Consider the following 24,876-nt stretch of genomic DNA (forward strand, 5'->3'; position numbering starts at 1 on the left):
ATGCCCAACCTACACGACATCGAACGGCGAATCAAATCCGTCTCTTCGACGAAGCAGATCACGCGCACCATGGAAATGGTCGCAGCTGCCAAGATTCGCCGTGCTTCCGAGCGCGTGGACAACGCGCTGCCTTGGGCGGTCGCCATCTCAGACATGCTCATCAGCACGGCAAAGTACGCTCATCTGGACAACGAGCCGCTGTTGCAGGTCCACGACGAGGTGAAACGCGTGCTCATCGTCGCCGTCACCTCGGACCGGGGCCTCGCGGGCGGTTTCAACACCAACGTGCTTCGCTACGTGGAGAAGCTCATGAAGCTCAAGCAGCGCGAGGGCGCCGAGGTGGAGGTGGCTGCCTGCGGCAAGAAGGCCATCGGGTACTTCACCTACCGCGGCATCGAGCCGGTCTTCTCCTTCGCGGGCTATTCGGCCGACCCCGAGTTCGCTCAGGCGGCCGAGCTGTCCGGCTACGTGATGCAGGCGTACGCCGAGGGCAAGCTCGACGAGGTGTTCATCGTGTACAACCACGCGAAGAACGCCGCCGAGCAGACCTTGGTGGAGCAGCAGGTGCTGCCGGTGAAAGAGGAATCCTACGTGGATCTTCTGGGCCTTAAGGCCAAGGAGGAGGACGTGTTCAAGTCCTTCCGCGAAAAGGACGACTCCGCCATCCCGGGCGACATCGACTTCGAGCCGAGCACGGAGTCGGTCATGTCCTACATGATGAACGCCTACCTGAACAACGCGTTTTACTACGCGATGCTCGATTCCGCAGCGGGCGAACAAGGCGCTCGCCGCAACGCGATGAAATCGGCTACCGATAACGCGAACGAGATGGTCTCCACCCTGGAGCGCGTGTACAACACCGTGCGCCAGGGCGCCATTACCACGGAGATCACCGAGATCGTGGGCGGTGCCGCAGCTTTGGAGGATTAAATGGCTGATAACACTTCTACTGAAGCGGCCAAGGGAGGCGCCACCGGACGCATCGTCCGTATCGTCGGCGCCGTTGTGGATGTGGAGTTCCCGGCAGACGCCATGCCGGCCATCTACAACGCCCTTACCGTGAAGGCACAAACCCCCTCGGGCGAAGTGTCCACCGTGCTCGAGGTGCAGACGCACCTGCCCGGCGACATCGTCCGCACCGTCGCCATGACGTCGACCGACGGCATGGTGCGCGGCCTGGAGGCCGTCGATACCGGCGCCCCCATCATGATGCCCGTGGGCAAGGCGACCCTGGGCCGTATTTGGAACGTGCTGGGCGAGCCCGTTGACGGCAAGCCCATGCCCGAAGACGTCGAGTGGCGCCCGATTCACCATCCGGCCCCGCCGTTCGACACCCTGGTGACCACCACCGAGACCTTCGAGACCGGCATTAAGGTCGTCGACCTGATCGAGCCCTACGTGAAGGGCGGCAAGACGGGTCTGTTCGGCGGCGCCGGCGTGGGCAAGACGGTGTGCATCCAGGAGCTCATCAACAACCTGGCCCAGGAGCACGGCGGCACCTCGGTGTTCACCGGCGTGGGCGAGCGTACCCGCGAGGGTACCGACCTCTATCTCGAGATGACCGATTCCGGCGTTATCGAGAAGACCTGCCTGGTGTACGGCCAGATGAACGAGCCTCCGGGAGCCCGTTTGCGCGTGGGTCTGGCGGGCCTGACCGAGGCGGAGTACTTCCGCGATCAGGGCCAGGACGTGCTGTTGTTCATCGATAACATCTTCCGCTTCACCCAGGCAGGCTCCGAGGTGTCCGCACTCCTCGGCCGTATGCCCTCCGCTGTGGGCTACCAGCCGACGCTGGCCACCGAGATGGGTGACTTGCAGGAGCGCATCTGCTCCACGCAGACCGGCTCCATCACCTCGGTGCAGGCCGTCTACGTGCCCGCCGACGACCTGACCGACCCGGCCCCGGCCACCACGTTCACCCACCTGGACGCGAAGACCGTTCTGTCCCGCTCCATCGCCGAGCTGGGCATCTACCCGGCCGTGGATCCGCTGGAGTCCACCTCTCGCGCGCTGGATCCCGAGATCGTCGGCCAGGAGCACTACGACGTGGCCATGGGCGTGCAGCAGATCCTGCAGCAGTACAAGGACCTGCAGGACATCATCGCCATTCTGGGTATGGACGAGCTGTCCGAGGATCAGAAGCTGACCGTGAACCGTGCCCGTAAGGTGCAGAAGTTCCTGGGCCAGCCCTTCCACGTGGCCGAGGTCTTCACGGGCCTGCCCGGCGTGTACGTGAAGGTCGAGGACACCGTGCGCTCCTTCAAGGAGATCCTGGACGGCAAGTGCGACCACATTCCGGAGCAGTGCTTCGTGAACAAGGGCGCCATTGAGCAGGTCTACGAGGCCTTTGACGCCATGCAGAAGGACGGCAACTAATGGCCGTTATGCGCTGCACGGTGGCCCTTCCGGATCGCGCTCTGTTCCAGGGCGAGGTCTCCTATGCCAGCATCCCCGGCACGGACGGCTACTTCGGTGTGCTGCCCGGCCACGAGCTAGCGGTCTCGCTCAACCGCGAGGGCGGCGTCGTGACGCTGACCGTCGGGGAGAACGAGCAGGACAAGAGGCAGTTCCTGGTCATGGGCGGCGCTACGTCGGTTCTGGACGACCAGGTGACGGTGCTCGCCCGGTTCGGATGCGCCGTGGAGGACATCGACGCCGAGGCCGTGAAGGCCGAGGCCGATGAATGCCGCGCGATTATCGCGGATCTCGGCTCGTCCGACGATCCGCAGGATCAGGCCACCCTCGTCACCAACCAGAAGAAGCTGGAGTGGTGCGAGGCGCAGCTGAAGCACGTGAGCGGAGCCGCCGCCTAGCGAGAGCGCCCCTCGGGGCGCGGCCGTTGGCAAGCGAGCCCGCAAGCATTTGAGCCTGTTTTGAGGGGCGTCCCATCCGGGGCGCTCCTCTTAGTTTGGGTGCCGCCGCATGCTAAAGAGCGGCGGCGATTGCCTCAGCGACGAATTGGTTCAGGGACTCTTTCCGCGCCGCGGCCGCCATCGCGGCCGCGCGATGCACCTCGGGGTTCACGCGCACGTTGAACGAGCCCTTGTAGGACTTTTCCGGCTCCTTGCCTTTCTCCGCACAGAAGGCGAGGTAGTCATCGACGGCCTCGCGGAAGGCATGATCGATGTCGGCGGCGCTTTGCGACTCGAAGTAGACGCCATCGTTCATGCCAACAACCGACCCGCAGAGCATGCGGGAGTCGCCGTCGAACTCAACGGTGGCGTAATAACCTTTATACACGAGAACATTGCTCATAGCGTTTCCTCTCCGCCCAAGAACTTCACTGCGGCACGAATCGCTCCGCGACTCATCTCGTTTGATGGATGAGGGGAATGCATGAGGAACATGCGCCCGTCCTTCTCTCGAAAGAATCTGATCCGCGATCCCGATGAGATTCCTTTATGGTCGAGTTCGTAACCGAGATGCTCCATAATGCGCACAAAATCGCGAAAGCGGTAAGTGCTCGGCGTCGATAGCAGTGCCTCGAGAAGCTTTTCTATTTGCGTCATGACGTCTTCCTTCTGCAACTGAATATTAGTTGCAAATCTTGCATATGTCAATAGGATGCAGAGAGGGTAGCGAGAATGATCAGGAAGGAACAGACTTGACTTTTTGAATTGTTGTACTCAAAATGTTGTACAACGTGGAAGGAGAGTCGACATGGCCGATGCAATGGTGACGGGGCGTATGCCCGAGCAGAAGAAGCAGCGGGGAATGCGCGTGCTGCAAAGAAGCGGACTCAATGCCTCGCAGGCGGTGAACCTCATGTTCGATCGCCTGATAGAGGAGGGGAGTGCCGACTTCCTTCTTCAGGACGACTTGAAGCCCGCTGCGGAACGGTGGGCATCGGCGGCGAGCTTCGTCGACGGTCTCTCGTGCAAACGCGCCACGCGCTTCGACACCATGACGAAGGCGGAGATCAACCTCGATCGTCTTGCCGCCAAGGGGCTGGTGTGACATGGCCCAGGTCAAGCTGCTTCTCGACACCAATGTGGTCATCGACTATCTGAACGAGCGCGAACCGCATTACAAGAAGGCGCGGTTGCTGATGATCGGCGGCCGTGTGGGAGAGTTCGAGTTGTGGATCTCCTCGTCGCAGGCAACCGATCTCGTGTACATTCTCTCCAACGGAGGGCGAGCGAACGAGATCGATGTCGTCATGGAGCAGTTGCGGGGTTTGCGTACGTTCGTGAACGTGTGCGCGGCAGGCGAGAGAGAGGTCGATCTGATGCTCGCCGCCTCGCGGCGCGATCCGGAAGACTACCTCCTCTACGAGATCACCCTGGCGCTGAGGGCCGACGCTCTCATCACGCGAAACCAACACGATTTCCCCCAAGGCCTCGTTCCCGTCATGGACTGCGACGAGTTCTTCCGGTGGATGCGGGATGCGCACGGCCTCGACTACGACGAGGTCGAGCTTTAGAGATCTTCGATGTTTGAGCCTCCGCAACGGCGCCTACAAAGCTGAGGCAACGGCGCTCACCACCCGGGCTCGCCAGTGGCGATGAGGCTGTCGATGTCGCGGAAGGCGTTCTCGATAGCCTCGCTGTGGTACATCTCGTACATGTTGTAGACGAACTCGGTACGACCCTGGGCATCGAGGGCTGCGAGCACATCCGCCGCTCTCGTATGGCGGCTCTGCGCGTAGCTTTCCAGCAGATAGGTGAAGAACACGAATTCCTTAGGCAATCTCATCACCTCGCAGGTACAGCGAGTTGCGCGGATCTCCGGTAGCTTGCTCGTTTTCCCACATATCGAAGACTGCCAGCGGGCTGAAGTGCCACATCTTCAGGTTGTCGTCGAGGAGCATCAGGCGGGTTTCCGATGGGAGAAAGAGTCGGAGTGCCTCAAGGGCGTCAAGCCCACGGCTCTCGGCGATGAGCCGGGATACCTCGGAATCGAAGTTCTGCATGATGGTGGGCGTCGTCTCAGTCAAGAAGCATCACTTCCTCGCAGGAAAGATGGCGAAGCGCCTTCTGGGCTTATGCGTGCTTGCGCTTTGTCTGGTAGCTCTGAAGGAAATCGGCGAATTCGGGTGAAGTGTCGGAGTTGCCGCTGCGCCAGGCTTTGTGATCGATGATCTCGCTCTCGAAGCCATAATAGTCGTCGATGTAGGCGATGAGCGCATCTAGGGCATCAAGCTGCGCTTCGGGGTAGTCGTCCTCGCCACTCACGTGCACCATCTCGATGCCGATGGATGAACCGTTCATACCGTAATCAGCGAAGGCGCCGCCGATGGGGGAGGAGCCCTTCATATCATCGCGACCGTCTTCGCTAATGCTGTATTGCTCGTTGTGCCCCGTGTCGCCGTAGCCGGCATGATGTGCAATGCGATCCAAGGGAACGCATTGCCAGATGCTGCCGTCCTTATTCACGATGAAGTGGGCAGCGACGAGGTTCCCGTTGGAGTCCCACCAGTCGATCACGGAGGCCGCATCCGATTTGCCTTCGGTGTCGTGCAGCACGATGTACTTCTGGTACTCGGCTCCTTTGGGCCCATGGTCGAAGCTTTCGCGGAAATCTTCTGTGATGGCGATAACGGGGACGGCGGTTGACTCGGCGTCCGATGCTTCGCTGGCGTCGGCCTCGGCGTCAGTTCTGACAGGCCGTTCTCTCGTGTCCGCTCCAACCTCGTCCTCATCGTTTGTCGGTTTGGGGCAATCGCGAACGGGCTCGACCTCTATCTGCTGAGGCTCCGCCTGGACCGCTTTACCCGCCTCGCCTCGTTTATCGGCCGTATCGGTGCACCCAAAGAGCAGCGTGGAAGCCATGGCCGCCGATATTGCCAGAATGACGAGCGAGAGTCGTTTAGTTGAGATAAGGTGAGTTTTGCTCATGTTCAATCTCCAAGATGAGGTCCATGTTTGCTTTCTCGTATTCGTTGGGACTGAACCAGCCGTCGAAATCCTCTGGCGAATACTCGCCGTTGTACCACGGTTGAGAGGAGAAGTAATCAGCCAGATCATCGTTCTTGAATTGTCGCCCATAGCGGGCAAACACCTCGTTGCGGGCCAGATACAACTCCCACACGCTCAGCCCTTCCAACTCCGCTCGTGTATACATTTTGCTATCGCTTTCGGGAAGGATGTAGTCGATATTCCCAGTCGCATCAATTTCCCCTTTAAGCACAACATAGGGAACAATGCTCTCTGCAACGTGTTGGGCGTCTTCTCTTGCTACTTTCTCCCCCTCATCCTGATTTCCGAAGGGAACCTCTACATATACTCTGAGTGCACCATCGATATCGGAATCGACCGATCCCACATAGGCGTTTGCGTAACGCTCCTCTCCGGGCCCATCCTCGCCAGAATAACAGGATACGAAGAAAAGCGGCATCTTCCCTCGATCCCCTCCCTCATATGCGGAGAGAGTGAACCCGGTTCCACCAGGCCGCATATCACTTTCATCAAAGCCATCGTAATATTCGAAGCCAACATTTTCGTATTGAGGATACTTTAAAGTTAACCCCTCTGTATCAATGGAATAATAGGGAGTTTCTGGGCTATCGTTGGCGGGTTCAATCCTGGCCTCACCAGTTTCGGCAAGTTGCTCTGCATTAGAAGAATCGCTTTCGGTTTCACTTTGGGAGGGAAGGGCCGAAGCATCGTCGAGCTCGCTGGAGAATTCTCCCCACTGCCTTATTTCATCGGGGCATTCGCTAATATCAACGGGGGAGATCACAATGCTTGTTCTCGAGCTGCCTGTTGGAGCGAGCCAGATCTGACTGGGCACATACATTTCCGGATACTCATCATCTTCTGGAAAGTAAAACAGAGAACCGCTACTTGACGTTCGCGAAATCGCGAAGTGATATGTTTGTCCTTTGTACTCAATGGTGCCAAGCGATAGCTGTTGTGAACCCCAAAAGCCCGTGGCTTTCTCATCCTTGTCATTTTTAATCTGATCCAGCAGCGAAAGTAGCGCATCAGCATATTTGATCTCTTTCGATTCCCTGCTTTCAATGTTGATGCTCGCATTCTGAAATCCGAGGGATTCCAGAAGGAACCGGTCGTTCTCCTCGCTATCGTCGCCGAGTTGAATATCACTTTTCGGGCATTTGCCCAGCTCCTCAATCTCGCGCACTATGTCCATATCGGTAACCCTTCCCCAATATTCCGGGTTGCACTCCGATTCGGGGCCATAGCTTATCATCCTGTCGGAAAGGTAAACTTCACCCGTAGGTAGCATATATATCTCAGGGCCGTCGTATGTCGTACCCTCGAAAAAAAGCACTGCAACGCTGGGACGACCCGCAAAAGATACGTCGTCGGTCTCCATAAAAAATTGAATCGAGTCCGGTGCCGCCCATCGCTTGTCAAAATCGAGATCTGAGAGGACTGAGTGGTAGTGCTCGGCACGCTCTTTCTTTTCGTATTCCTCAAGAAAATCAAGGGACGACTCTCCGTCGGGATCAATCACCTGGTCATAGTCGGCATAAGTCCAATCTTGAGCGGCATGCATAATGTCAGCCACGTTGGGCAACTCGCCCGGCTTGCGCGGTTCTACATGATTGTCTAAGTAGTTGAGGAAGAGCACGCCAGCCAACACAACAACAGCAGCGATGGCAATGGCTGACATGACGCCGGCTCTCTTCCGCGACGCTTTCTTTTTGCGCCCTTGCTCGACTTGTCCTTGCGCTCGTTTATCAATAAACGCCTGAATACTCTCTATCGATTCGGTGTCGAGAAGCAATTCTTTCGAGCACCCGCATGACCAGCATTTATCTCTGTGAACATTGGGCTGACCACATGCACAAATCCAAAATTTGTCGTTGTTCTGAACCTGTCCATCCGCGGGAATGGCGGCGAGCGGGGAAGGCGTGCCGCACGTGCGACAAGGTTCGAGTCCCTTGCCGGGGCTACCGCACGAGCAAGTCCATAGAGCTTCCTCCTGCTTTCCGCTTGCTCCCTTTTCAAGGAGAAGGGCGCTTCGCTCAGCAAGCAGATGCTCGTCGTAGTCGAGTATCGCTCGTGGCGGGAGCAGGCTCATAGCCCCCTCGGACGCCCAGGGATCGCTCTCTGCTTCCACGTTCAGGATACGAACTTCCAGCCCCACTGTCTTTGTGCCGCTGAGGGTGATGGGCGTGGCATCGAACATGCCGCCGGGATTGAGATCGACATCGAGGTGACGTTCTTGCACGTCCTGGGTCGTGCTATCGGCAAACCTCACCGTGGCTCGCCAGGCAAATTCGTTAACCACTTCTCCAGAGATGTTGCGAAAGCGCAGCTGAAGATGCTCCTTGCCTGTTTCCCGGTTGAGAGAGACCTGCACGGCTGCCGGCACGAGAGGACAGCCCTCCTCCCAACGTAAGAAACCACTATCGGGCCCGAAGTAATCACGAATAAGAACCTTGTAATCAGAATCCATAAGTACCTCCCGCTAGAAACTTGGAAATTCGGAAGCCTTGTCTGAGATTTCGTCGCTTTTTCTCAGGAAGCGCCGCAGCAAAGAGTCCGAGTATGATGGGCGCGGCAAAAAAGCCGATAAGCTACAGCCAGACGGTTTTGGTCTCTTGAAAATAGCTCTTGGTCCGAGCAATTGCAGCAAAGCCTTTTATGGATACAACGCCGGTAACGAAATAGATCACCGTGAGAAGAATCCAGGGCAAAGATTGAATTGGAGAGAGCGCATTTCCAGGTAATTCCCATGCCATGACGGCAAATGAGCCAAAGATAATCGGCATTGCCGCAAGAATCAATGTTGTTTCTGCAGCAGACGGCGTCTCTTCCTCAACCAATACCCTCATGGCATCCTCTTTTCCTCCAATTCTCTCGGTGAAATAATATCCTAAATTGGGATATAGTCAAGGTTAACGTATCGTGCTCGACAATGAACGTCGACGCAAACAGAGCTATTGGCCGATGCCTGAAAGAGACACGGGTGCGGCAGGGATATACCCAAAGCCAGCTGGCAGGGGCTCTCGGGCGCCCGCAGTCGTTTGTGTCGAAAATCGAGTCAGGTGAGCGCAGCCTGCATCTCAGCGAGATATTCGACTACGCCCACGCCCTTGATGTTTCCATCGGGCGTCTTATGCGGGATATCGACGCCGCTCTAAGTTGATTCAAGCGGAGCATATTGCGCTCATGCGCGTTCAAGGTACGAGGGCATACTCCTGATACGTCTCCCCTTTGGATCGCCTTGATTTTCGGCGGGAGGGCCATCGTGGTAGTAGAGGTTGCGCACGAAAGAGTTTAGATAAAGGAGCCTGCTTTTCATTCGGGAGACGATGAGGATTGAACGGCTTAATCCTACCACGCCGGCTCGCCGGTAACGATGAGGCTGCAACGCAAATACCCAGAGGTCTGCGCCGTTCTATGCAGAGCGGATTCCCAGCTTCTTCCAAAGTAAGGTACGAGTTTCTGCGGCGTGTCGATGACAGGGTTGCCGTTTCCGGTTTAAGATGGCTCGCACTCGATTTCCTTGTACTGTAGAGTTTTGCGACTTCTTTTATAACCCTAAAGAGTGGCTTCTACGGTATCGGCGACGAATTGATCGAGAGACCTTCTTTTGAGCACCGCTTCTCCGGCGCTCTTTGCCCCGTCGCTCAGGCAATCCATGCAAAACCCACTGTTTGTTCGCACGCCTGGGGTGTGCGGGCTGGTATCATGGCACCCGAGAAACTGACGGAACTTGAGAGCGGCCGCGTGGGGTCGCGCGAGCGCTTCGGCGCTTGCGGCGAGCACCCTTCCCGACCCAGCATGACACGATACGCGCGCATAACCCACTACAATCGAACTCCGTGCGCCGAGACCCGACTGAAGGGGCGGACACCCTATGGCATTCGTACACTTGCACAACCACACCGAGTACTCGCTGCTCGACGGCCTCACGCACATCAAGGACATGGTGCGCCGCGCCGCCGAGCTGGACATGCCGGCGGTGGCCGTCACCGACCACGGCGTCATGTCGGGCATGGTGGAGCTCTCCGACGCGTGCGACGCGGTGGAGAAGGAGACGGGCAAGCGCGTGAAGCCCATCTTCGGCTGCGAGGTGTACTTCACCACCGACGAGTCGCTGCGCAAGGACGTGAAGCCGAAGCTGTACCACCTGCTGCTGCTGGCGAAGACCAACGAGGGCTACCACAACCTGCTGAAGCTCGTGAGCGAGTCGCACGTGGACAACTTCTACTACAAGCCGCGCACCACGTTCAGCATGCTGCAGAAGTACGGCCACGGCATCATCGGGTCGTCGGCCTGCATCGCCGGCATTATCCCCAAGCTTCTGGACGATCGTCGCTTCGACGACGCGGTGGAGTGGGCGAAGAAGTTCGCCAGCTGCTTCGATGAGGGCGACTTCTACATCGAGCTGCAGAACCAGGGCATCCGCACCGACGCCGGCTTCACCCAGACCGAGCTCAACCACCAGCTGACCGCCGTGGCCAAGGCGGCGGGGCTCAAGACCATCGCCACCAACGACTTTCACTACCTCCTGAAGGAGGACGCGCGCGCCCAGGACATCATGCTGTGCATCGGCACCGGCGCCATGGTGAACGACGAGAAGCGCATGAAGTTCGAGAACGACCAGTTCTACATGAAGACCGAAGAGGAAATGCGCGAGGCCATGGCCGATTTCCCCGAGGCCTGCGACAACACGGTGGAGGTGGCCGAGAAGTGCCACGTGGTGCTCGAGCGCGATTCCATCCTGCCGCGCTTCCCCTTGCCCGAGGGCGAGACCGAGGAGTCGTGGTTCCGCAAGCGCGTGCAGGAAGGCCTCGTGAAGCGCTACGGCGACCCGGTGCCCGCCGAGGCCCAGGAGCGCGCCGACTACGAGATGGGCGTCATCATCCAGCAGGGCTTCCCGGCCTACTTCCTCATCGTGCAGGAGTACATCGAGTGGGCCCGCTCCCAGGGCATCGGTGTGGGGCCGGGCCGTGGCTCGGCGGCAGGCGCCATCGTGGCCTACGCCATGGGCATCACCGACTTGGACCCGCTGCCCAACGGCCTGCTGTTCGAGCGATTCCTCTCGCCCGAGCGCGTGGAGATGCCCGATATCGACGTCGACTTCGAGCAGGGCCGCCGCGAAGAGGTCATCAACCACATCAAGGACGTCTACGGCGAGGACCACGTGTCCCAGGTGATCACCTTCGGCACCCTGCAGGCCAAAAATGCCGTGCGCGATACGGCCCGCGTGCTGTCGGGCACGCTGCAGCTGGCCCAGGGGCTCGATGCCGATCTGGCCCGCAAGCAGGCCTACGGCCTGGGCGACCGCATCTGCAAGATGATCGGCGACGAGCTGGGCATCACCATCGACAAGGCGCTCGAGACGAACCCCGACCTGAAGAAGGCCTACGAGACCGAGCCCGATGTGAAGACCATCATCGACGCGGCCCGCTCCATCGAGGGCCATGTGCGCGGCGAGGGCGTGCACGCCTGCGCCACCATCATCTGCCGCGACCCCATGAGCGATCACGTGCCCATGAAGCGCGATACCAAGGGCGGCGGCATCATCACCCAGTACGACGGCCACTACACGCCCGATCTGGGCCTTCTGAAGATGGACTTCCTCGGCCTGCGCACCTTGGACGTGCTGTCCATCGCCTGCCGCAACATCGAGGAGCGCACGGGCCAGAAGATCATTCCCGAGGAGATTCCCACCGACGACCCGCTTGCCTTCAAGCTGATGCAGTCCGGCAACATGGACGGCCTGTTCCAGGTGGAGGGCTCCCTGTACGTGAGCCTCTTCGCGCGGCTGCCACCCACGCGCTTCTCCGACGTCGTGGCCTCCATCGCCCTGAACCGTCCGGGCCCGCTGGAGTCCGGCATGGTGGAAGACTACATCCAGGTGGCTAGCGGCAAGACGCCGGCCCACTACTACGACGACCGCCTGCGCCCCATCCTGGAGGAGACCTTCGGCACCATGGTCTACCAAGAGCAGATCATGCAGGTGTCCATGGCCATGTCGGGCTTCTCCGCCGGCAAGGCCGACAAGCTGCGCAAGGCCATGGGCAAGAAGAAGATTGACGTCATGCGCCAGCTGCAGGCCGACTGGAACTCCGGTGCGGTGGAGAACGGCTACGCGCTGGAGATCGCCGAGAAGATCTGGGACGACGCCGAGAAGTTCGCGAAGTACGCCTTCAACAAGTCGCACTCGGCCGCCTATGCCATCCTGGTGATGCGCACGGCCTATTTGAAGGCGCACTACCCGAACGACTTCATGGCCGCCGTGCTCACGAGCTACATGGGCAACACCGACCGGCTCATCCGCTACATCGCCAGCTGCAACCACAACGGCACGCCGGTGCTGCCGCCGGACATCAACTCGTCGCGCGCGGAGTTCACGCCGGTGGACGAGGGCATCCGCTTCGGTTTGGTGGGCGTGCGCGGCGTGGGCCAGAACGTGGCCGACGCCATCATCGCCGAGCGCGAGGAGAACGGGCCCTTCTCGTCGCTGCACGACTTCGTGAACCGCGTGGACGCCAAGGCCTACAACCGCAAGACCCTGGAAGCGCTCATCAAGGGCGGCGCCTTCGACTCCACGGGCTACACCCGCAAGCAGATGATGCACTTCATCGAGGAGACGCCGCTGCTCGAGGGCGCCGCCAAGCGCCAGAAGGACCGCGACCGCGGCCAGGTGTCCATGTTCGACATGTTCGCCGACGACGCCGACTCGGGCTTCCAGGAGGACGTGCCTGCTCCCGACGGTGTGGAGTGGGACAAGCGCACCAAGCTCGCCTACGAGAAGGAGATCATGGGCATCTACGTGTCCGAGCATCCGCTGGCCCCCTACGAGGGCACCATCTCGCGTCTGTCGAAGTTCACCATGGGCGACCTGTCCGAGCGCACCAAGGAGATCCGCAACGCGGTGTTCGTGGGCATGGTTTCGAACGTGGTGGTGAAGCTGACGAAGCGCGGCACTAAGATGGCCACCTTCACCTTGGAGGACACGACCGGCTCCTGCGAGTGCATCTGCTTCAAGTACGACGAGAACGCCCAGGTCATCCAGGAGGATGTCATCGCGAAGGTGAAGGGCAAGTTCGAGGTGAACGACCGCGGCAGCCAAATCATGGCCTTCGAGCTGGAGGCGTTGGAGCTGCGGGAAGAGGATGCCCGCCCGCGCCATCTGGAGCTCTCCGTGCCCTCGCGCACCTTCGACCAGAACCGCTCGGCGCGCCTGAGCCGCATCTTGCGGTCGTATCCCGGCCGCGATGCTGTGGTGCTCATGGTGCAGCAGGCCGACGGCCGTAGGTTCCGTGCCGAGCTGCCCGTGTCGGTAGATGCCCAATCGCCCATCATGAAGGCAGAGATTCGGGATCTGTTCGAGCAGGAAGTGATGATCGCGTAGTGGAAGAGATTCACCGTCCCACTTTGGAAGAGCGGGCTGCTGAATGCGAGCGGGAGCAGACGCTGTCGTGCACGGTGGCCTACGACGGGGCGCCCTTCGCGGGGTTCGCGAAGCAGCCGGGGCAGCTTACGGTGCAGGGGGAGTTGGAAGGCGCTCTGGCGCTGCTGTTCCGCCGTCCGGTGGACGTGGTGTGTGCCGGGCGTACCGATGCGGGGGTGCACGCGCGCGGGCAGGTGGTCTCCTTCGAGGTGGATGGCGACGAGCTGCGCGGCCGCAGCCTGCACAACCTGCGCCGGTCGCTGAACGCGCTGACCCGCGAAGGCATCGTGGTGCGCTCGGTGGACGAGCGGCCCCGCGGCTTCTCGGCTCGCTTCGATGCCCAGTGGCGCGAGTACCGGTACTTCCTGGCCACCGGCGACACGCCGCCGGTGTTCACCGAGCGCACTGCCTGGTATGTGGGCCCGAACCTGGATATTGCCGCCATGGAGCGGGGTGCGGCCCACCTTATCGGTGAGCACGACTTCAAGAGCTTCTGCATGGCCGCCTCGGCGGTGGGCAAGCCAACGTGTCGCAACGTGAGCGAGATATCCATCGCCTCCGAGGAGATCTTAGGCGAGCCGCACCGGGTCATCACCGTGCGGGGCAATGCCTTCCTCCACTCCATGGTGCGCACCATCGTGGGTACGCTGGCCATGGTGGGAAGAGGCCAGCGCGACCCCGACTGGGTGGCCGAGGTGCTCGCCGCCCGCGACCGCCAAGCCGCCGGCGAGAACGCTCCGGCAAAGGGCCTCGTCTTCTGGAGTGTGGCGTACTAACCTGCTATGATGGACTCACTTATATTTTGCGCGTGCGCATAAAAGAAGGGGGTTCCCATGGAGAAGGTCGACAAGCTGGCGCCGCTCGGGTTCGGGTTCATGCGGCTGCCGCTCAGGGACGCGGACGATCCCACATCCATCGACATCGGCAAATGCTGCGAGCTCGTGGACATCTTCATGGACGCGGGGTTCACCTACTTCGATTCCGCCCGCGGCTACCACGGCTGCAAGTCTGAATGGGCCCTTCGCAAGGCCCTTGTGGAGCGCTACCCGCGCGAATCGTTCACTATCGCCACGAAGCTGCCGGCTTGGCTTGCCAAGAACGCCGAGGAGGCCCGCTCCATGTTCGACACCTCCCTGGCGGAGTGCGGCGTGGATTACTTCGACTACTACCTGCTGCACAACTTGGGCGAGTCGCTCACGCCTCCCTTCGAGGAGTACGGTCTGTGGGAGTTCTGCGCCGAGAAGAAGGCCGAGGGGAAGATCAAACGGTTCGGCTTCTCCATCCACGACAACGCCGAGGAACTGGAGAAGGTGCTGGATGCGCACCCCGAGGTTGACTTCGTGCAGCTGCAGGTCAACTACGTGGACTGGGAAAGCGATATCATCCAGTCGCGGAAGTGCTACGAGGTGTGCCTGGAACGCGGCCTGCCCGTGGTCGTCATGGAGCCGGTGAAGGGCGGCACCCTCGTGAAGCTGCCCGATCCGGTGGCCGACATTCTGCGCACGGCCGAGCCGGGCGCCCCGCTCGCGTCCTGGGCCCTGCGCTTCGCCGGCTCGCTGCCGGGCGTGATCGCGGTGCTCTCGGGCATGAACACGCCGGAGATGGTGGCCGAGAACGCGGCCATCATGCGCGACGGCGTGCCGCTTGCGGCGGGGGAGTACGAGGTGATCGAGGCGGCCCGCGAGGCGCTCGCGGCCCTGCCCGGCGTGCCCTGTACCGACTGCCGCTACTGCATGAAGGGCTGTCCGGAAGGGGTGCACATCAACACCATCATGCAGTCGCTCAATATCTACGACCAGATGGGCGACGCCTACCGCGCCCAGGAGAACTATAACTGGAACACCGGCGCCGGCAAGGCGAGCGCGTGCATCCAGTGCGGCGCCTGCGAGAGCGTGTGCCCCCAGCACATCGCCATCGTAAGCGAGCTTGAGCGCGCCGCAGAGCTCTTCGAGTAGGGGCCCGGGGGTCGGAGCCGCCGACTGAGCGAATCGGAGTATCCCGCACCCTCGCCCCCGGCGAGCCGCCCCTTTCCCCGGAAAAGCGGGCGTCTCTCAGCGGTTTCACGCTATAATCACACGGTTTCGACGGGCGGCTGCACCGCGAGCGCGATGCAGCCGCCCGTTCCGCTTGTTGGGAAAGGCACAGGGGAGTGCCTGGAAATGGGAAAGGATAACCATGGCAGGAGAAATGAAGAAGCAGCGCGCTTCCTGGTCGGGGAAGTGGGCCTTTATTCTGGCCGCGGCCGCCTCGGCGGTGGGCCTGGGGAACATGTGGCGCTTCCCCTATCTGGCGGCGAAGTACGGCGGCGGCACCTTCCTTATCACGTACCTGGTGCTCGTGTTCACCTTCGGCGTGTCGCTGCTGCTGTTGGAGACGGCCTTGGGCCGCAAGACCGGCCAGTCCGCCATCGGAGCCTTCAAGAGCTTCGGCAAGAAGTACGCCTTCATCGGCATTCTGGCCTCGGCGGTGCCCTTCATCATCACGCCGTACTACTGCATCATCGGCGGCTGGGTGACGAAGTACACGGCCGCCTACCTGGTGAACGGGCCGGCTGCCCTCGCTGATGGCGGCGACTTCTTCACCGGCTTCATCACCTCGAGCGCGGAGAGCTACATCTGGATGCTCCTGTTCATGGCCATCGTGTTCGTGGTCGTAGGCCTGGGCGTGAAGGGCGGTATCGAGAAGGCGAATCTGTTCATGATGCCGGCGCTCATCATCATGGCCATCGGCATTGCCATCTACACGCTCACCATGCCCGGTGCCGTGGAGGGCGCGCTGTACTACCTCACGCCGGACTTCAGCAAGTTCTCGCCGGAGCTGGTCATCGGTGCTTTGGGCCAGATGTTCTACAGCCTGTCGCTGGCCATGGGCATCATGATCACCTACGGCTCCTACATGCGCAAGCAGGACAGCCTCACCTCTTCGGTGCTGCGCATCGGCGGCTTCGATTTGGGCGTGTCCTTCATCGCCGGTCTGCTCATCGTGTCCGCGGCCTTCGTGGCCATGGGCTCCGGTGACGCCGTGGCCGCCAAGGCCGGCCCCTCCCTCATGTTCGTGACGCTGCCCACGGTGTTCGTCGACATGGGCGGCATGGCTACCATCATCGGCTTTCTGTTCTTCCTGCTGGTGCTGTTCGCTGCTCTCACGAGTGCCATCTCCCTCGTGGAGACCCTCGTCTCCATCGTGCACGACGGCCTGCAGTGCTCCCGCGGGAAGGCCCTCGGCATCGTGATCGCGTTCGTGGTCATCGCCGGCGTCATCATCAATGCCGGCTACAACGTAGCCTCCTTCATCGAGCCGCTCGGGGCCGGCAGTTCCATGCTCGACTTCGCCGACTTCATCTCCAACTCGGTGCTCATGCCCATCGTAGCGCTGCTCACCTGCGTGTTCGTCGGCTGGATCATCAAGCCCAAGGCCATCATCGACGAGGTGCGCATCTCCAGCAAGTTCACTGCCGCCGGTGCCTGGACGATCATGATCAAGTACATCGCCCCGGTGCTCGTCATCATCATCCTGGTGGCCTACGTGGCCGCTCAGTTCGGGTTCTTCGCGATGTAGCGTTGCAGGCCCGTTGGAATTCCATGGCGAAGGGCGCCCCCGTGGGCGCTCTTCGTTGTTTTGCGGTAGGATAGTCAATCACTGAAACCAATCGGATCGAAGGATTTCCATGGCTCTCTCAATCGGTATCGTGGGGCTGCCCAATGTGGGCAAGTCCACGCTGTTCACGGCGATGACCAACAAGGGCGGCCTGGCCGCCAACTACCCGTTCGCCACCATCGAGCCCAACGTCGGTATCGTGCCGGTGCCCGACGAGCGCTTGGATGCGCTGGCCGAGATCGATCATCCGGCGAAGATCGTGCCCGCCACGGTGGAGTTCGTGGATATCGCCGGGCTTGTGGCTGGCGCCTCCCAGGGCGAGGGCCTGGGCAATCAGTTCCTCGCGAACATCCGCGAGACCGACGCCATCGCCGAGGTGGTACGCTTCTTCGGCGACCCGGATGTGACCCATGTGGCCGGCAAGGTGGATCCGCAAAGCGATGTGGACACCATCAAGACCGAGCTTATTTTGGCCGACATCGCCACGGTGGAGAAGGCTATCCCGCGTCTGGAGAAGGAGGCCAAGCGCGACAAGGCCGGCGTGGCGAAGCTGGAGGTCGCCAAAAAGGTGCTCGAGGGCCTGAACGAGGGTCATCGCGCCCGTACGTTGGGGCTGACCGACGACGAGGTGGCGGCCATCTACGAGTTGCACCTGCTCACCATGAAGCCGATGCTCTACATCGCCAACGTCGACGAGGGCGCGGTGGATGCCGAGCTGCCCGAGATCGACGGCTGTGTGCCCGTGCCCATCTCCGCGAAGGTGGAGGCCGATATCGCCGAGCTGGCCGAGATGGACCCGGAAGAGGCGAAGGAGTATATGGAGGCCCTGGGGCTTGCCGAGAGCGGCCTGGCCCGCCTCATCCGCGAGGCCTACGCGCTTCTGGGCCTGCAGAGCTACTTCACGAGTGGCGAGACCGAGACCCGCGCCTGGACCATCCCCATAGGTGCGAAGGCTCCCCAGGCCGCCGGCGTCATCCACACCGACTTCGAGCGCGGCTTCATCAAGGCCGAGACGGCCAGCTTCGAGGACTATGTGGCCTTGGGCGGCGAGAAGGGCTGCCGCGATGCCGGCAAGCTGCGTCAAGAGGGCAAGGACTACGTCGTCCAGGACGGCGACGTCATGCATTTCAAATTTAACGTATAAGAGCGGGCGGCGGCGGGCATCCCCCTGCTGTGTCGCTTTGGCGGAAAGGAGTGCTAGATGGCGGGTTTCAGCGATCGAGATAACGGGCGTGAGCGCAGGGGCGCGAGACCCGATAGGGAAGCGCAGCGTGAGGAGCGCCGGCGAGAGGCGGTGCGGCACACAGGGCTGATGAAGGCGGCCTTCGGAAAGGAAACCGACGAGGCCATTGAGGCTGCCCGTATCTACGAGGAGGGCGAGGGCCGCAGGTTGCTGTGGGGCGCCGAGGCGGCCGCCGCAGCGAAGGAGGCCGCGGCGATGGCCGAGGCCGACGCCGACGGTGCCCAGGTGGGCAACGAGGAAGCGCGCGAAGAGGCCGTCGCGGCTGAGGAGATGGCCGAGGCGGCGGATGCGCCTGTCGATGACGGCCCAGCTGCTGTGCCGGCGGCGACCGAGACGGTGGCGAAGGTGGTGACGTCGTTCGCTCCTGAGGCGCTGTACCGCGACGGCGAGGGCAAGACGATGATCGTGGATCCCGGCGCCTTCACGCGTCCTGGCGGCGCCTACGAGGACGGCGCCTTCGGCCCCGAGCAGATCCTGTGTTCCGAGAGCAACCTGTACCCGGTGCTTTGTGCCCACAAACGCGACTTCTACGACAAGAACCGCGATTACCGTCGTGGCTCGCTGTTCACCGACCGCGCCCTGTACGTGCCCGAGGTGCTGTTCTCCCGCGAGGGGGACACGCGCCGCGCCGACGTGCTGGTCATCGCCGAGCCCATTCGCGCTTACGCACTGGATAACCACCGTTCCGAGCGCGAGTGCGACAAGGCGCTTGCCGATCGCATCGAGACCATCTTCCGCATTGCCGCGGCCAACAACGTGCAGACGCTCATCATGGGCGCCTTCGGCTGCGGGCGTAACGGATACCCGTCTGCGCAGGTGATCGAGTTGATTCGCACGTGGATCGGCGAGCATCCCGGCGCGGTGCCCCGGGTGGTGTTCGCCGTGCCCCGCATGCACGTGGATGCCTTCCGTGCCGCCTTCGGCAGCGTCGAGGAGGAGAAGCCGGCGACGATCGAGGAGGTCGTCGAGCGCGACGAGGAAGCCGACGACGACTGGCGTGCCGTCGAGCTGCCCGAGGGCATCACGCTGCGCTAAACGAAATCGAATGATTGCCTGCGGCGGTTATGGGCCGGGCAGGCCGGGCGGGCGGCCTTCGGGCCGTCCGCGTGCATGGAAGGAGAGATTGCGGTGGGTGTTCCCATGGATGTGAGGAAGGCTGGCTCACTAGAGGAGAACCGCACGGCCGCCGATTACGAGGCGCATATCGCCGAGGACACCGAGGATGTGGGGCCCGGTCAGCATCTGTTCGGCGAGCCGTTGGAGATGTACTTGCTTCGGGAGCCGAGGCTGGCCGTGGCCTTCTCCGGCGGCTGCGATTCGTCGCTTCTGCTGGCGGCGGCGAAGCTCGCTGGCTGCGAAGTGCGTGCCTACCTGGTGAAGACTGCCTTCCAACCGGACTTCGAACTGGATGACGCCCGGCGTGTGGCCGAGGCGCTGGGCGTGCCGCTCACGGTGGTGGAGGCCGACGTGCTTGCGCAGGCCGAAATCTGCGAGAACCAGCTCGACCGCTGCTACCGCTGCAAGCGCTTCATCTTCCAGAAGGTGCGCGAGGCGGCTGCCACCGACGGCTTCACGGTCATCGTCGACGGCACCAATGCCTCCGATGACCCTGCGCGTCGCCCCGGCTTCAAGGCGCTCGCTGAGGCCGGGATAGTGTCGCCCTTGCGCCGCGCGGGCATGACCAAGGCCAACGTGCGCGCGGTACTCGCGCACTTGGAGAGGTCGTTCGGCTTGGAGGCGGGCGCCCTCATGTCCGCCAAGCCGAGCTTTCCCTGCCTGGCCGTCTACGTGCCCGAAGGCGAGCCCATCACTCAATCCGCCTTGGACGCCGCCCAGATGCGGGGACTGTAGGGCTCAGGCGCTGAAACGGCACATATTGTCGGTTCTGGTGCAACAAGAGGGGAGGCGTGCGGCGTTGCATGCGAATTACTGCACCATAACCGGCAATTCGCGCCATTTTCTCCCGCCCGCGAAGCAAAAGGGCTTTTACTTTGCACCGGAACCGACAATTTGCGCCAAATCGGCTGCCCAGAGCATCCATCCTGTTAAATCTTCGCCCTTGGGGTGGGTGCCGCCGTTCGGGAAGCGGCCTTTTGCTATCATAATTCGGTTGACTTACGGAAATCGAGAAGGAGCGCTCAGCCATGACGCAGCATCTTTCCGAGGCTGATGTGCGGGGCATTGCCGAGTACACCCGCATTGGCCTTACGGCGGAGGAGGTCGTCGCCATGACGGCCGACCTGAACGCCATCATCGACAGCCTCGCGCCCATCACCGAGTTCGACTTGGATGGCGTGGAGCCCACGTTCCATCCTATCGGCGATCTGTCGAACGTCATGCGCGACGACGCGGTGCGCGGCAGTTTCACCCAGGCCGTGGCTCTTGAGAACGCCCCGAAGCAGGAGGGCGGCAGCTTCCTCATTCCGTCCATTCTGGGTGAGGGGGGTGACCGCTAATGGCAACGCCGTTCGGAAGCATGTCCATCGGCGAGCTCCAGGCGGGGCTCGCCGCCAAGGAGTTCTCCGCCGCCGAGGTGGCCCGCGGCACCTTCGAGCGCATCGAGGCCGCCGATAGGGTAGTGCATTCCTTCCTGGAGACCACCGAGGCGCTGGCCCTGGATGCTGCTGCCCGCATCGACGGGGCCATCGCCGAGGGGCGCCTGGCCGAGATGGGCCCTCTGGCCGGCGTGCCTGTGGGCTACAAGGACAACCTGAACCTGACGGGCACTCACACCACCTGTGCCTCGAACATGCTGCGCGACTACGTGTCGCCCTACACCGCCACCTGTGTGGAGCGCACCTTGCGGGCCGGGGCGCTGCCCATCGGCAAGCTGAACATGGACGAGTTCGCCTTCGGCGGCTCCACCGAGACCTCCGCCTTCGGGCCCACGCGCAACCCGTGGGATACCGAGCGCGTGCCCGGCGGCTCCTCGGGTGGCAGCGCCGCGGCTGTGGCGGCGGGCCTCGTGCCCGTGTCCCTCGGCTCCGACACCGGCGGCTCCATCCGCCAGCCCGGCTCCTTCTGCGGCCTGGTGGCCGTGAAGCCCACCTACGGCGTGGTCTCGCGCTACGGCGTGGTGGCCTTCGGCAGCTCGCTGGACCAGGTGGGCCCCTTCGCCCGCTCGGTGGAAGATGCGGCGCTCGTTCTGAACGCCATCGCCGGCCGCGACGCGTTGGACTGCACGAGCCAGCCGAGCGACGTGGACTTCACGGCGAACCTCGCCGAGGGGGTGCGCGGCATGAGGATTGGTGTCGTGCCCGCGTTCTTGGAAGCCGCCGGCTTGGCCCCCGAGGTGAGGGCCAAGACCCAAGAGGCCGCCCTCGCCCTGGAGAAGATGGGCGCCGAGCTTGTGGAAGTGGAGCTGCCCCATGCTCAAGCGGCCATGAGCGCCTACTACGTGCTGGGTCCCTGCGAGGCCTTCAGCAACCTGGCCCGCTTCGATTCGGTGCGCTACGGCTACTGCGATCCGGGCCACAAGGACCTGGGTAGCCAGTACGAGGCCAGCCGCGCCCGCGGTTTCGGGCCCGAGGCGCGCCGCCGCATCATGCTCGGCAGCTACCTTCTGTCGGCCGGCGTGTACGATACGTACTACTACCCGGCCCAGCAGGTGCGCACCCTCATCACCCGCGACTTTGCCGTCGCCTACGAGTCGGTGGACTGCATCCTTGCGCCGGTGGCCCCGCGCACGGCCTTCAAGCTCGGCGAGATCGGCGATCCCACCGAGATGTATTTGGGCGACATGTTCACCATCTCCATCAACATCGCCGGCAACGGCGGCATGTCCGTGCCCGTGGGCCTGGGCGCCGACACGGGCCTGCCCGTGGGCGTGCAGCTCATCGCGCCGCCCTTCAAGGACGCGAACATGTTCCGCGCCGCAGCGGCCCTGGAGACCGTTTACGGTCCGGCGCCGGTGGCCCCCGACTACGCCGACGGAAAGGTGGGTGCGTAAATGAAGACGCTGGAAGAGGTATTCGAGACCTGGGAGGCCGTCATCGGCCTGGAGATCCACGCCGAGCTGACCACTCTGGAGACGAAGATGTTCTGCGGCTGCAAGCTGGAGTTCGGCGCGGCCCCCAACACCCACACCTGCCCGGTGTGCCTGGGGCTGCCCGGGGCGCTTCCCGTGCCCAACCGCGCGGCCATCGAGTCCATCGTACTGGCGGGTTTGGCCACCAACTGCGATATCGAGAAGCACTCGATGTTCTACCGCAAGAACTACATGTACCCTGATATGGCGAAGAACTTCCAAACCACCCAGGGCCCTATCGCCTTCTGCATGCGCGGCCATCTGGATCTGGATGTGGACGGCCGCGGGGCCGCTGAGCGCTACCGCCTGGACGCGCTCGCGCCCGGTGAGCGCGACGGCAACATCACGCGCACCGAGGACGGATACGTGGCCCATGTGGGCATCACCCGCATCCACATGGAGGAGGACGCCGGCAAGATGGTGCACCTCGGCGGCGGTGAGGGCCGTATCGCCGGGGCCACGCACTCGCTGGTGGACTACAACCGCGCCGGCACGCCCTTGATCGAGTTGGTGACCGAGCCCGACCTGCGCACGCCCGAGGAGGCGCGCCTGTTCATGCAGAAGCTGCGCCAGATTTACCTGGCCTTACGTATCTCCGACTGCTCCATGGAGGAGGGTAGCCTTCGCTGCGACGGCAACGTGTCCCTGCGCCGCCGCGGCACCACCGCTTTTGGCACCAAGACCGAGCTGAAGAACATGAACTCCTTCAAGAACCTCCACGACGGTTTGGCCTATGAGATCTGCCGTCAGGCCGAGGTGCTGGAAGAGGGGGGCGTCATCTACCAGGAGACGCGCCACTGGGACCCGTCCGCCAAGCGCACTATCGTCATGCGCGTGAAGGAGACCGCCGACGATTACCGCCTGTTCCCCGAGCCCGACTTGGCGCCCTATGATCTCACCGACGAGTTCATCGAAGGGGTGCGGGCCAAGCTGCCCGAGCTGCCCGACCAGAAGGCGGCCCGCTATGCCGCTGACTTCGGGCTCACCTCCTACGATGCTCGCCACCTGGTGGAACACCGCGCCACCGCAGACTTCTTCGACGAGTGCATGGCGCTGGCTGCCGCCGAGGCCGACGGTGGCGCGTTCGCCAAGCCGCTTGCGAACCTCATCATCAACGATGTGACGGCGTGGCTGAACGCCCACGAGGGTGAGGCGCTGGCCGCCACGCCGCTCTCGGCCGCCCGTGCGGTGTCCCTCGTGAAGCTGACGGTCGCCGATGCCATCTCCTCCAAGCAGGCCAAGGAGGTGTTCGCCGCCATCATGGACGAGGACGCCGACCCCGAGGCCATTGTAGAGGCCCGCGGTATGAAGCAAGTGTCCGATACCGGCGCCATCGAAGCAGTGGTGGACGAGGTGATCGCCGCCAACCCCGACGAGGTGGCCCGCTACCGCGACGGCAACGACAAACTCATCGGGTTTTTCGTGGGCCAGTGCATGAAGGCTATGTGCGGCCAGGGCAACCCCAAGATCATCAACGAGCTTCTGGCGAAGAAGCTGGGGTAGGGAAGCGAAGTCGTCAATTTTGCCTTGCGCCGCGAAGGGCCGTCCTGAAAGGGGCGGCCCTTCGTTTAGAAGGGGGCCTCTCTTTTCAAAGTAGTACTTTTTTCCTCTTGCATTTGCTGTCTCACGATCTTATAATGGAACAAATGTTCTTACAATTTCACCAGTGGTGAAACTGAGGCTGGGGAGCCCCTAACCCGGAGACGGGGACAGCCGCCGAGAGGAAAGGGGGCTGCCATGACCAGCCGTATTACCATATCCAACAACTTCATGTTCGGACGCGTGCTCTGCCGCGAGGATATTTGCCGGGGCTTTTTAGAGCGCGTCCTCGGTACCGAAGTGGGTTCCATCTCCTATCTCAATCGGGAACAGGTGCTCCAGCCCGCCGCGGCATCCCGCGGGGTGCGGCTCGATGTGTACGCTGAGACGGCCTTGGGCGTCATCGATGTGGAGATGCAGGCCAATCCCCATGCCGATTTGGGGCGCCGTCTGCGCTACTATCAAGCGAGCATCGATTCCGGGCTGCTCGACCAGGGCTCGTCGTGGAGGGATTTGCGCGACAGCTACATCATCTTTGCCTGTGATTTCGACTGGCCCGGCGCAGGCCTTCCCGTGTACACCTTCGACCGTCTCTGCCGGGAGAATCCAGCCCTTGCGGCCCAAACCGGCTCCACGTGGGTGGTGCTGAACGCACGGGCCGCCGCTGCCGCGCCCAATGAGGGGCTGCGTAATCTGCTAGAATATATTCAAAGAGGCTCCGTAGCGCCAGATGACAAGCTCGTGAGCGCCATGGACGCCGCAGTTTCCACGGCCAATGAGGATAGAGAGTGGGTGGCCTCCGTGATGACCGTAAGAGATTTGCTGGAAGAAGCCCGCGCTGATGCCATCGCCGAAGGCTTGGCAGAAGGCCGTGCCGAGGGTATTGCCGAGGGCCGCGAGGAAGGCCTGGCGGAGGGCCGCGCCGAGGGCCGCGCTGAGGGTCGTGCCGAGGGCCGCGCTGAGGGTCGTGCCGAGGGCGTTGCCAGGATGGCTGCTCTTGCGGCCAAGCTGGCAGAAGATGGCCGCGCTGAAGACGTCCTTTCCGTTATGGCTGACCCTGTGGCGGTTGAGAATCTTCTTCGAGAATACAGGTTGTAAGCGGCGGCTTGCTGTGACGGGTTCGTGACAGGGGTGGCGCTCGGGCGCCCCT

General features: G+C 62.2%; 24 protein-coding genes. 17 read left to right on the plus strand and 7 right to left on the minus strand.

Going from position 1 to position 24,876, the window contains the following annotated elements:
• From atpG to C811_RS15670, 3 genes are read left to right on the plus strand one after another with little or no spacing between them, the layout of a single operon-like run.
• Positions 1-930 (plus strand): ATP synthase F1 subunit gamma, encoded by a 930-nt coding sequence (gene atpG, locus C811_RS05365; protein WP_016308485.1) that lies wholly within the window; start codon positions 1-3, stop codon positions 928-930.
• A complete protein-coding gene (gene atpD, locus C811_RS05370) occupies positions 931-2,376 on the plus strand; it encodes a F0F1 ATP synthase subunit beta (RefSeq protein WP_016308486.1) in 1,446 nt (481 codons plus the stop codon). It begins immediately after the preceding gene.
• Positions 2,376-2,813, plus strand: coding sequence for a F0F1 ATP synthase subunit delta/epsilon (locus C811_RS15670; RefSeq protein WP_016308487.1), 438 nt, complete (start codon positions 2,376-2,378; stop codon positions 2,811-2,813). The genes atpD and C811_RS15670 overlap by 1 nt, the downstream gene beginning before the upstream one ends.
• 112 nt (positions 2,814-2,925) lie before the next feature.
• Here the strand turns inward: C811_RS15670 and C811_RS05375 are convergent, their stop codons facing one another.
• A complete protein-coding gene (locus C811_RS05375; RefSeq protein ID WP_016308488.1) occupies positions 2,926-3,255 on the minus strand; it encodes a type II toxin-antitoxin system HicB family antitoxin in 330 nt (109 codons plus the stop codon).
• On the minus strand, positions 3,252-3,509 hold the full coding sequence (locus C811_RS05380; protein WP_016308489.1) for a type II toxin-antitoxin system HicA family toxin: 258 nt from the start codon (positions 3,507-3,509) through the stop codon (positions 3,252-3,254). Before C811_RS05380 ends, C811_RS05375 begins: the two co-directional genes overlap by 4 nt.
• A 151-nt stretch (positions 3,510-3,660) precedes the next feature.
• On the opposite strand from C811_RS05380, the gene C811_RS05385 reads away from it, so the two are divergent.
• Entirely contained in the window at positions 3,661-3,957 is a 297-nt protein-coding gene (locus C811_RS05385; RefSeq protein WP_016308490.1) for a type II toxin-antitoxin system RelB/DinJ family antitoxin, read from the plus strand.
• A 1-nt stretch (position 3,958) separates the two neighbouring features.
• Complete coding sequence (locus tag C811_RS05390; RefSeq protein WP_016308491.1) at positions 3,959-4,423, plus strand: type II toxin-antitoxin system VapC family toxin; 465 nt, start codon at positions 3,959-3,961, stop codon at positions 4,421-4,423.
• Positions 4,424-4,479: 56 nt separating this feature from the next.
• Here the strand turns inward: C811_RS05390 and C811_RS05395 are convergent, their stop codons facing one another.
• The 5 genes from C811_RS05395 to C811_RS05405 all read right to left on the minus strand — a co-directional run bounded on the left by C811_RS05395 (position 4,480) and on the right by C811_RS05405 (position 8,746).
• Complete coding sequence (locus tag C811_RS05395) at positions 4,480-4,689, minus strand: DUF3791 domain-containing protein (RefSeq protein ID WP_022926378.1); 210 nt, start codon at positions 4,687-4,689, stop codon at positions 4,480-4,482.
• Positions 4,682-4,936: a hypothetical protein gene (locus C811_RS05400; RefSeq protein WP_016308493.1), complete on the minus strand. Its 255-nt coding sequence runs from the start codon at positions 4,934-4,936 to the stop codon at positions 4,682-4,684. Before C811_RS05400 ends, C811_RS05395 begins: the two co-directional genes overlap by 8 nt.
• A 46-nt stretch (positions 4,937-4,982) precedes the next feature.
• The gene (locus C811_RS0102755; protein ID WP_016308494.1) at positions 4,983-5,837 is read right to left on the minus strand and encodes an N-acetylmuramoyl-L-alanine amidase; all 855 of its coding nucleotides are present in this window, start codon (positions 5,835-5,837) and stop codon (positions 4,983-4,985) included.
• Positions 5,809-8,367 carry a YARHG domain-containing protein gene (locus C811_RS0102760; protein WP_016308495.1) on the minus strand — a complete coding sequence of 853 codons (2,559 nt, stop codon included), beginning with the start codon at positions 8,365-8,367 and terminating at the stop codon, positions 5,809-5,811. Before C811_RS0102760 ends, C811_RS0102755 begins: the two co-directional genes overlap by 29 nt.
• Positions 8,368-8,488: 121 nt before the next feature.
• Positions 8,489-8,746 carry a hypothetical protein gene (locus tag C811_RS05405; protein WP_016308496.1) on the minus strand — a complete coding sequence of 86 codons (258 nt, stop codon included), beginning with the start codon at positions 8,744-8,746 and terminating at the stop codon, positions 8,489-8,491.
• An 83-nt stretch (positions 8,747-8,829) separates the two neighbouring features.
• Between C811_RS05405 and C811_RS17245 the strand changes: the two genes are divergently transcribed.
• The 12 genes from C811_RS17245 (at position 8,830) to C811_RS15675 (ending at position 24,824) form a co-directional block, all read left to right on the plus strand.
• On the plus strand, positions 8,830-9,060 hold the full coding sequence (locus C811_RS17245) for a helix-turn-helix domain-containing protein (protein WP_022926382.1): 231 nt from the start codon (positions 8,830-8,832) through the stop codon (positions 9,058-9,060).
• A gap of 714 nt (positions 9,061-9,774) precedes the next feature.
• On the plus strand, positions 9,775-13,281 hold the full coding sequence (gene dnaE / locus C811_RS05410; RefSeq protein WP_016308497.1) for a DNA polymerase III subunit alpha: 3,507 nt from the start codon (positions 9,775-9,777) through the stop codon (positions 13,279-13,281).
• Positions 13,281-14,096, plus strand: coding sequence for a tRNA pseudouridine(38-40) synthase TruA (gene truA / locus C811_RS05415; RefSeq protein WP_016308498.1), 816 nt, complete (start codon positions 13,281-13,283; stop codon positions 14,094-14,096). The genes dnaE and truA overlap by 1 nt, the downstream gene beginning before the upstream one ends.
• A gap of 57 nt (positions 14,097-14,153) precedes the next feature.
• Positions 14,154-15,275: an aldo/keto reductase gene (locus C811_RS05420; protein ID WP_016308499.1), complete on the plus strand. Its 1,122-nt coding sequence runs from the start codon at positions 14,154-14,156 to the stop codon at positions 15,273-15,275.
• 220 nt (positions 15,276-15,495) lie between these two features.
• A complete protein-coding gene (locus C811_RS05425) occupies positions 15,496-16,878 on the plus strand; it encodes a sodium-dependent transporter (protein WP_016308500.1) in 1,383 nt (460 codons plus the stop codon).
• A gap of 109 nt (positions 16,879-16,987) precedes the next feature.
• Positions 16,988-18,061: a redox-regulated ATPase YchF gene (ychF, locus tag C811_RS05430; RefSeq protein ID WP_016308501.1), complete on the plus strand. Its 1,074-nt coding sequence runs from the start codon at positions 16,988-16,990 to the stop codon at positions 18,059-18,061.
• 57 nt (positions 18,062-18,118) lie between these two features.
• Positions 18,119-19,195 carry a TIGR02452 family protein gene (locus tag C811_RS0102775; protein WP_016308502.1) on the plus strand — a complete coding sequence of 359 codons (1,077 nt, stop codon included), beginning with the start codon at positions 18,119-18,121 and terminating at the stop codon, positions 19,193-19,195.
• A gap of 93 nt (positions 19,196-19,288) precedes the next feature.
• On the plus strand, positions 19,289-20,011 hold the full coding sequence (gene larE, locus C811_RS05435; protein ID WP_016308503.1) for an ATP-dependent sacrificial sulfur transferase LarE: 723 nt from the start codon (positions 19,289-19,291) through the stop codon (positions 20,009-20,011).
• Between the two features lie 293 nt (positions 20,012-20,304).
• A complete protein-coding gene (gatC, locus tag C811_RS05440; protein WP_016308504.1) occupies positions 20,305-20,616 on the plus strand; it encodes an Asp-tRNA(Asn)/Glu-tRNA(Gln) amidotransferase subunit GatC in 312 nt (103 codons plus the stop codon).
• On the plus strand, positions 20,616-22,109 hold the full coding sequence (gatA, locus tag C811_RS05445) for an Asp-tRNA(Asn)/Glu-tRNA(Gln) amidotransferase subunit GatA (protein ID WP_016308505.1): 1,494 nt from the start codon (positions 20,616-20,618) through the stop codon (positions 22,107-22,109). Before gatC ends, gatA begins: the two co-directional genes overlap by 1 nt.
• Positions 22,110-23,690 (plus strand): Asp-tRNA(Asn)/Glu-tRNA(Gln) amidotransferase subunit GatB, encoded by a 1,581-nt coding sequence (gene gatB, locus C811_RS05450; protein WP_016308506.1) that lies wholly within the window; start codon positions 22,110-22,112, stop codon positions 23,688-23,690.
• Positions 23,691-23,924: 234 nt separating this feature from the next.
• On the plus strand, positions 23,925-24,824 hold the full coding sequence (locus C811_RS15675) for an Rpn family recombination-promoting nuclease/putative transposase (protein ID WP_016308507.1): 900 nt from the start codon (positions 23,925-23,927) through the stop codon (positions 24,822-24,824).
• Positions 24,825-24,876: the final 52 nt, after the last annotated feature.

It is taken from the genome of Adlercreutzia caecimuris B7, from assembly GCF_000403355.2.
Taxonomy (GTDB): domain Bacteria; phylum Actinomycetota; class Coriobacteriia; order Coriobacteriales; family Eggerthellaceae; genus Adlercreutzia; species Adlercreutzia caecimuris.